The sequence below is a fragment of the Streptomyces bobili genome (assembly GCF_002154575.1).
GTDB classification, from domain to species: Bacteria; Actinomycetota; Actinomycetes; order Streptomycetales; family Streptomycetaceae; genus Streptomyces; species Streptomyces bobili.
In genome coordinates, this window is the sequence record NZ_MUBA01000290.1 from 1 (window position 1) to 7,727 (window position 7,727).

Consider the following 7,727-nt stretch of genomic DNA (forward strand, 5'->3'; position numbering starts at 1 on the left):
CGACGGGGAGCCGCCGTCCGGGCCGCCGGTGGAGCCGGAGCTGCTGGTGCCGCCCGAGGTGGGCCCCGAGGTGGTGCTGGGAGCCTCCTCGACCGGGCTGGACTGCTCCGGCGGGGCCTCGCCGCCGGTGCCCTGGGTCTGGCTGGGGCCGCTCGTGGCGGTCTCGGTGTCCCTCGTGGCGCCCGGAGCCGAGTCCTCGTCCTGGGGCGGGGCCTCGGACGTGCTCCCCTGGGTCGGCGAGGTGGACGCGGACGGTGTCCGGCTCGGCCGGCGCCCGTCGGACTCCTCGGGGAGCGGCGAGCCCGGCAGTTCGTTGCGCGGGGCCTCGCCCGGACCGGGGACGACGACACGGTCGGAGTCGCGGACGGCACCGCCGAGGAGCGACCCGATGAGCAGGGTGAGCCCGACGACGATCGCCGTGACGAGGGCGCCGCGCCGCAGTACGTAGCGGCGCAGTTCCCACAGGTCGGACCGGGGGCCGAGGCGCCGCCAGGCCCCGGCCGCGAGGCGGCCGTCGACGGAGTAGACGGGGGCGCCGGCGATGATCAGCGGCGACCAGGCGGCGAGGTAGATGATGTCGGGCGTCTCGTAGACCGGGACGGTCTTCCAGCTGACGGTGAGGATGAGCGCGGCGGAGAGCATGGCGCCGATGCCGGCGGCGATCCGCTGCCAGCAGCCCAGGACGGTGAGGACGCCCACGACGACCTGGAGGAAGGCGATGACGAGGCCGGAACCGATGGGGTGGTGCAGGGCGAACTGGCGCAGCGGCTCGGCGACCTCCCACGGGTGCAGGGTGTTGAGCCACGTCACCATGGAGCCGCGCTTGCCGCCGTCGAAGTAGACGGGGTCGCACAGCTTGCCCATGCCGGCGTAGATGGAGATGAAGCCGAGGAGGATCCGCAGCGGCAGCAGGACGACGCCGAGGTTCATCCGGCGGCCTGGGAAGTAGGCGTGCCGAGCCGGGTCGCCGCTGTGCCGTCTGCCGTACGAGCCGGCGTCCGCCGTGGCGGCGGCCTCCGCGAACTCCTCGAACCTGCCGTCGTCGTAGTCCGGGCGGCCGTAACCGGGCCCGTCGTAGCCGGGCTGGTCATAGCCGGGCTCGTCGTAGGCGCTGCCGGCGGTGCGCATCTGCGGCAGGATCCGCTGTTCGCCGTCGCCGTGGGTGCGCTGGGCGCCGACGAGCGGGGTTTCCAGGGTCTGCGCGGTGAGGTCGCCGTCGTAGCCGTCGTCGATCCCGACGCGGGGGATGACCTGGGTGGCTCCGGCGTCGGCGGCGGGCGGTTCGCCGTGGCCGACGCTGCCTGCCCGCACGGCCTGGAGCAGCCGGTGGGCCCCGGTGTCGTCCGGTGCGGACCGGCCGCTCCACACGACCGGGCGACGACGGGCGGCACCGGCCCCGGCGACGGGGCCGCGCGCGGTGTCCTCGGCTGCGCTCGCGTGCCGCGCGACCCGCGGGGATTGACTGCGCCGTGCCGACGCCCCCAGCTGCACGCGGAAACTCGCGTGATTGACGATGATCTGCGCCGGGTCGCTCGGCACCTTCACCATGCTCAGCGCGGGAGCGTCGTCGAAGCCCGACGAGAGGTCCCCCGTGGGTGTGCGGGGTGTTCTGGTGTCCACACTCATCTAACCGAGTGATGTGTGTTTAGGACACTGCCTTGACCCGCCGGATCTGTCCGGACAGCGTCAAGGTTGTCCGACGCGCCGGAATTACCCCGCACGGGTGAGCTGACGGACGCGCGTTCGACCGCCTGTCCGTCAGCTCCGAACCGTCTCAGGCCCGGTGGCGAGCCGCCTCGTACAGGACGATGCCCGCCGCCACACCGGCGTTGAGCGACTCCGCGCCGCCCGGCATCGAGATGCGTACCCGGTGGTCACAGGTCTCGCCGACCAGGCGGGACAGGCCCTTGCCCTCGCTGCCCACGACGATGACGACCGGGCCGCTCAGAGCCGCCAGGTCACCGACCTCGGCCTCGCCGTCGGCGGCCAGACCGACGATCGTCATACCGGCCTTCTTGTACGCCTCCAGGGCGCGCGTGAGGTTGGTGGCGCGGGCCACCGGGGTACGGGCGGCCGCACCGGCGGACGTCTTCCAGGCACCCGCGGTCATGCCGGCCGCGCGACGCTCCGGGACGACGACGCCGTGGCCGCCGAACGCGGAGACCGATCGGACGACGGCGCCGAGGTTGCGCGGGTCGGTCACGCCGTCGAGGGCGACGATCAGCGGGTCCTCGCCGACGTCGTAGGCGGCGTTCGCCAGGTCCTCGGGGTGCGCGTACTCGTACGGCGGGACCTGGAGGACCAGGCCCTGGTGGTTGAGGCCGTTCGTCATGCGGTCCAGCTCGGGGCGCGGGGCCTCCATGAGGTTGATGCCGCCGCGCTCGGCCGCGAGCTGGAGCGCCTCGCGCACCCGCTCGTCGTTGTCGATGAACTGCTGGACGTACAGGGTGGAGGCGGGAACGCCGCCGCGCAGCGCCTCGACGACCGGGTTGCGGCCGACGACCAGCTCGGACGGCGACCTGCCGGCCCGGCCGCGCGGCGCGGGACGGCGCGCGGTCTGCTTGGCCTTCGAGGTGGCGAGGCGGTTCTTCTTGTGCCCCTTGCGCATCTCGGCGGGCGGGGTCGGACCCTTGCCCTCCAGGCCCCGGCGCCGCTGGCCGCCACTGCCGACCTGCGCGCCCTTCTTGCCGGACATGCGGCGGTTGTTGGCTGCCATGACCTACCCGTCTGTCGTGAAGCGTGTGTGCGTACGTAATGCAGTGTGCCGCCCGGACACCCGGGCGGCACAATCGATCAAGAATGCATCAAGGATCGATCAAGAGGGCGCTCAGCGCTGGCCGAGCGTCCAGCGCGGGCCCTGGGGCCCGTCCTCGATGGTCAGTCCCGACTGGTTGAGCTGGTCGCGGATGGCGTCCGCGGTGGCCCAGTCCTTGCGGCCTCGCGCCGCCTCCCGCTGGTCGAGGACCATACGGACGAGGGTGTCGACGACGCCGTGCAGGTCCTCGCCCCGGTCGTTCTCCCCGGCCCAGTGCGGGTCGAGGGGGTCCAGGCCGAGGACGCCGAGCATGGCGCGCACCTCGGCGAGGCGGGCCACCGCGGCTTCCTTGTCGTCGGCGGCGAGGGCGGAGTTGCCCTGCCGGACGGTGGTGTGCACGATGGCCAGCGCCTGCGGGACGCCCAGGTCGTCGTCCATCGCCTCGGCGAAGGCGGGCGGCACCTCGGCGGCCGGCTCGACGGCTCCCCCGGCCAGCTCGACGACGCGCTGCACGAAGCCCTCGATCCGCGCGAACGCGGACTCGGCCTCGCGCAGGGCCTCCTCGCTGTACTCGATCATCGAGCGGTAGTGCGGGGTGCCCAGGTAGTAGCGCAGCACGATCGGGCGCCACTGCTTGACCATCTCGGAGACCAGGACGCTGTTCCCGAGCGACTTGGACATCTTCTCGCCGCTCATGGTGACCCAGGCGTTGTGCACCCAGTACCGCGCGAACTCGTCGCCGTAGGCCTTGGCCTGGGCGATCTCGTTCTCGTGGTGGGGGAAGATCAGGTCCAGGCCGCCGCCGTGGATGTCGAAGGCGGAGCCCAGGTACTTGTGGGCCATCGCCGAGCACTCCAGGTGCCAGCCGGGACGGCCGCGGCCCCACGGCGTCTCCCAGTCGGGCTCGCCCGGCTTGGTCGCCTTCCACATCGCGAAGTCGCGCGGGTCGCGCTTGCCGGTGATGCCCTCCTCGGTCGGCTGGCGCAGGTCGTCGATGTCCTGGTTGGACAGCGCCAGATAGCCGGGGAAGGACCGCACGTCGAAGTAGACGCTGCCGTCGGCCTCGTAGGCGTGGCCGCGCTCGATGAGCCCGCGCATCATCTCGATCATCTCCGGGACATGCCCGGTGGCCCGCGGCTCGTACGTCGGCGGGAGGCAGCCGAGGGCGCGGTAGCCGTCCTCGAAGGCCCGCTCGTTCTCGTACCCGATGGACCACCAGGGGCGGTCCTGGTCACGCGACTTGGCGATGATCTTGTCGTCGATGTCGGTGACGTTGCGGATGAACGTGACGTCGTAGCCGCGGTGGGCGAACCAGCGGCGCATGATGTCGAAGTTCAGGCCGGAGCGGATGTGCCCGATGTGCGGGGCCGCCTGCACGGTGGCACCACACAGGTAGATCGAGACACAACCCGGCGTGAGCGGGGCGAAGTCACGAATCTGCCGGGCGCTGGTGTCGTACAGGCGAATAGTCACCACTCCAGGGTAGTGGGCGTGGGCGAGTGCCCGACACCTTCCACCGGTTCGGGCGTGCGGTGTCCGGGGGCCGGTGGGGACAGACGGTTTCCCGCCCCCGGGACCGGGCTCCGACGCCGGCCACGCGTGTCGGCGCGACCGCTGGTTCGCTCCGCCCCGACCACGTCCTCAGCCCTGCCGCACCACGAGCGCCGTCGCCACCGCCATCAGGCCCTCGTCCCGGCCGGGGAAACCCAGTCCGTCCGTCGTGGCGCCCGACACCGACACCGGGGCTCCGGCCGCCTCGGAGAGGATCTTCTGCGCCTCGTCGCGGCGCTTGCCGATCTTGGGGCGGGGGCCGACGACCTGGACGGCGATGTTGCCGATGACGAAGCCGGCCGCGCGGACGATCCTGGCCGCCTCCGTCAGCAGCGTCACGCCCGAGGCGCCGGACCACTCGGGGCGGCCGGTGCCGAAGTGCTGCCCGAGGTCACCGAGCCCGGCGGCGGAGAACAGCGCGTTGCACGCGGCGTGCGCGACGACGTCCGCGTCGGAGTGACCGGCCAGGCCCGGCCCCTCGCCCTCCCATTTCAGGCCCGCGCACCACAGCTCGCGGCCCTCCTCGAAGGCGTGGATGTCGGTGCCGATCCCCACCTGGGGCAGCACGGGCGGCACCGGGGTGGCCTCAGTAGCCATCGTTGAGCCTCCTGCGGGCGAGGACCGCCTCCGCGAGGACGAGGTCCAGCGGGCGGGTGACCTTGAAGGCCTCCTCGTGGCCGGGGACGACCACGACGGTCAGGCCGAGCCGCTCGACCATGCCGGCATCGTCGGTCACCTCGTCGGTGACCGTCTCGTGGGCGCGCAGCAGAGTGGCCCGGTCGAAGCCCTGCGGCGTCTGGACGGCCCGCAGCCGCGCCCGCTCGGGGGTGGCGACGACCGGTTCGGGCCCGCCGGGGACCGCGGCCGGTTCGACCTCCTTGACGGTGTCGGCGAGCGGCAGCCCCGGTACGACGGCCGGGGCGCCCTCGCGCACGGCCTCGATCACGGCGTCGACGGTGTCGACGGGCACGAGCGGCCGGGCGGCGTCGTGCACGAGGACGATGTCGTGGCCGGGCGGCAGCGCGTCGAGGCCGAGCTTCACCGACTCCTGGCGGGTCTCGCCGCCGGGGACGACGACGAAGTCGGTGCGGTCGGGCAGCGCGTGCGCGTCGAGCAGCGACTTCACCTCGGCGGCGCCGTCCGGCGGGGCCACGACGACCACGAGGGAGACGGAGCGGGAGGCGGCGAGGGCGCGCACCGCGTGGATCAGCATGGGTGTCCCGCCCAGCGTGCGGAGCGCCTTGGGAGCGCCCGGACCGAGGCGTACGCCCCGGCCGGCGGCCGGGATCACCGCGGCCGTGCGGACGGGGACGGGGGCGGGAAGCGAATCGTCAGACATCGGTTCCTGTCAGGTTTGTGTGCTCGGCCTACGTGGGTACGGAGACAGCGTGCCTGGCTCGACGCCTTGACCGGACCCTTCCGTGACCCCGGTCGAGGCGCCAAGCGGCCCGGCACGCGAGGACTGCGGCGGCTGCTTCCGCTTCGGGGGCTGCCTCCGCGGCGAACACGCACCCGGCTTGCGTATAGGTATACGCGGCACAGGTGTGGGCGCGGGCATACGCGTCGGCGTCTGGGCATGAACATGCCGCAGCGCCCGGCGACGGGGATACGTCATCGGGCACTGCGGCATTTTCACTGCACTGAGCGAGCTGAGCTGAGGCCGGAAGGTCTCGGCGTCAGGACGCGAGGACCTCGTCGAGGAGCGCCTCGGCCTTGTCCTCGTTCGTGTTCTCCGCGAGCGCGAGCTCACTCACCAGAATCTGGCGGGCCTTGGCGAGCATGCGCTTCTCACCGGCGGAGAGTCCGCGCTCACGCTCACGACGCCACAGGTCACGCACGACTTCCGCGACCTTGATGACATCGCCGGAGGCGAGCTTCTCCAGATTTGCCTTGTAACGACGCGACCAGTTCGTGGGCTCCTCGGCATACGGCGCGCGCAGCACCTCGAAGACCCGGTCCAGCCCGTCCTGACCGACCACATCACGCACGCCCACGAACTCCGCATTGTCCGCTGGCACACGTACCGTCAGGTCACCCTGGGCGACCTTCAGCACCAAGTAGGTCTTGTCCACGCCTTTGATCTGGCGAGTTTCGATGGCCTCGATCAGCGCGGCCCCGTGATGGGGATAGACCACGGTGTCGCCAACCTTGAACGTCATGTGACAGGTACCCCTTCCGTGGCTATCCAGAGTAACACGGAAACTGCGGGTTCTGAATGGCGTTTTCGCAGGTCAGGGCATATCTCGGGGCTTGACAACAGCAACAGGGACGTGCTGCGACCGGGCGGCGGAACGAGGTATTCGCAGGTCGGAGCGGCTGTCCATGGGGGGCGAAACACGTACGTCACGTACGCTCGCAGGCTCCTTCGGGCGACCGAACATCCCCAAATGTCCGCTTCCAGATGTGCGACTTCCGCTACTCCGTTCGATGTCCGGAGTCCGATCCTGGCCGTTTCCGGAATTGATCACACAGGCGGCCGAACAGCCGGTGATCAATTCCCGCGACGGCCCCGCATTCCTTCACGGAAAATCCGTGGGGCCCGTGAGCGGCGCTTATGTGAATGCACGACTACGTGCCGCCGATCGGCGTCCCGGGGACCGGCGCAAGCCAATGTGACTCACGGGTCACTTGTGGCCCCCGGGAGACCGCAGGGAGATCGCCGGGAGATCGCAGGGGGACCGCCGGGAGACCGCAGGGCGTGGTCGCGACCGCGCGGCCGGAGGTCTGCCGAGGAGGTCGGCGAGCCCTGGGCGAGAGGCTGCCGGGACACCGGTGACCGGTGTGACAAGGCACGTCCCGCGGCGACCGATGAGGGTCCGGATCGCCCGAGAGGCGGGTCGGGTGCGGTGGCGCGGGAACGGCTCGGTAACCTAAGGCCGCTGACAGACCCTTAGGGCGGCTTTATCCAAGGAGAGCTGCCCCTGCGTTCCCAAGGAGTTGCCGCCGCCGTGAGCAGCAGCCTTCGACGCGGCGCCTTCGCCGCGTCCGCCCTCGTGTTCTCGATCGCCACGCTCGCCGCGTGCGGAGCCGGCAACGATTCCCAGACGCTGGAGATCAAGCCCGACAACGCCGCCACGAGCGTCGGCGACATCAAGCTCCAGAACGTCGTCGTCATCACCCAGCCCGACCCGGAGTCCACGGGCCCCGCCGCGATCTCCGCGACCGTCTTCAACAACGGGAGCGAGCCGCAGACGCTGGACTCCGTCACCGTGGACGGCGTCGAAGGCACCGCCGAGATCAAGCCCGCCAAGGGCGGCGGAAAGCTGACCGTCCCGGCCGGCGGTTCGGTCGTCATCGGCGGCAAGGACAACGCCACCGTCAGCCTCCCCCACAGCGGAGAGGCGATGCAGGACGGCAACGCGCAGAAGGTCACCTTCACCTTCAGCGAGACCGGCGAGATCGACCTGCGCGCCTTCGTCGT

General features: G+C 71.4%; 7 protein-coding genes. 1 reads left to right on the top strand and 6 read right to left on the bottom strand.

Annotation, left to right across the window (positions count from 1 at the left end):
- The 6 genes from BZL64_RS23210 to BZL64_RS23235 form a co-directional block, all read right to left on the bottom strand.
- Positions 1-1,626: DoxX family membrane protein (locus BZL64_RS23210; RefSeq protein WP_167396191.1), on the bottom strand; the 1,626-nt coding region annotated here is incomplete at its 3' end.
- 148 nt (positions 1,627-1,774) lie between these two features.
- The gene (gene rlmB / locus BZL64_RS23215; RefSeq protein ID WP_086771133.1) at positions 1,775-2,716 is read right to left on the bottom strand and encodes a 23S rRNA (guanosine(2251)-2'-O)-methyltransferase RlmB; all 942 of its coding nucleotides are present in this window, start codon (positions 2,714-2,716) and stop codon (positions 1,775-1,777) included.
- Between the two features lie 111 nt (positions 2,717-2,827).
- Positions 2,828-4,228, bottom strand: a complete 1,401-nt coding sequence (gene cysS / locus BZL64_RS23220; protein WP_086771137.1) for a cysteine--tRNA ligase — start codon at positions 4,226-4,228, stop codon at positions 2,828-2,830.
- Positions 4,229-4,396: 168 nt separating this feature from the next.
- Entirely contained in the window at positions 4,397-4,903 is a 507-nt protein-coding gene (ispF, locus tag BZL64_RS23225; RefSeq protein WP_086771134.1) for a 2-C-methyl-D-erythritol 2,4-cyclodiphosphate synthase, read from the bottom strand.
- On the bottom strand, positions 4,893-5,645 hold the full coding sequence (gene ispD, locus BZL64_RS23230) for a 2-C-methyl-D-erythritol 4-phosphate cytidylyltransferase (protein WP_086771135.1): 753 nt from the start codon (positions 5,643-5,645) through the stop codon (positions 4,893-4,895). Before ispD ends, ispF begins: the two co-directional genes overlap by 11 nt.
- Positions 5,646-5,982: 337 nt before the next feature.
- Positions 5,983-6,465: a CarD family transcriptional regulator gene (locus BZL64_RS23235; RefSeq protein WP_003953493.1), complete on the bottom strand. Its 483-nt coding sequence runs from the start codon at positions 6,463-6,465 to the stop codon at positions 5,983-5,985.
- 789 nt (positions 6,466-7,254) lie between these two features.
- Between BZL64_RS23235 and BZL64_RS23245 the strand changes: the two genes are divergently transcribed.
- Positions 7,255-7,727: copper chaperone PCu(A)C domain-containing protein (locus BZL64_RS23245; protein ID WP_086771136.1), on the top strand; the 473-nt coding region annotated here is incomplete at its 3' end.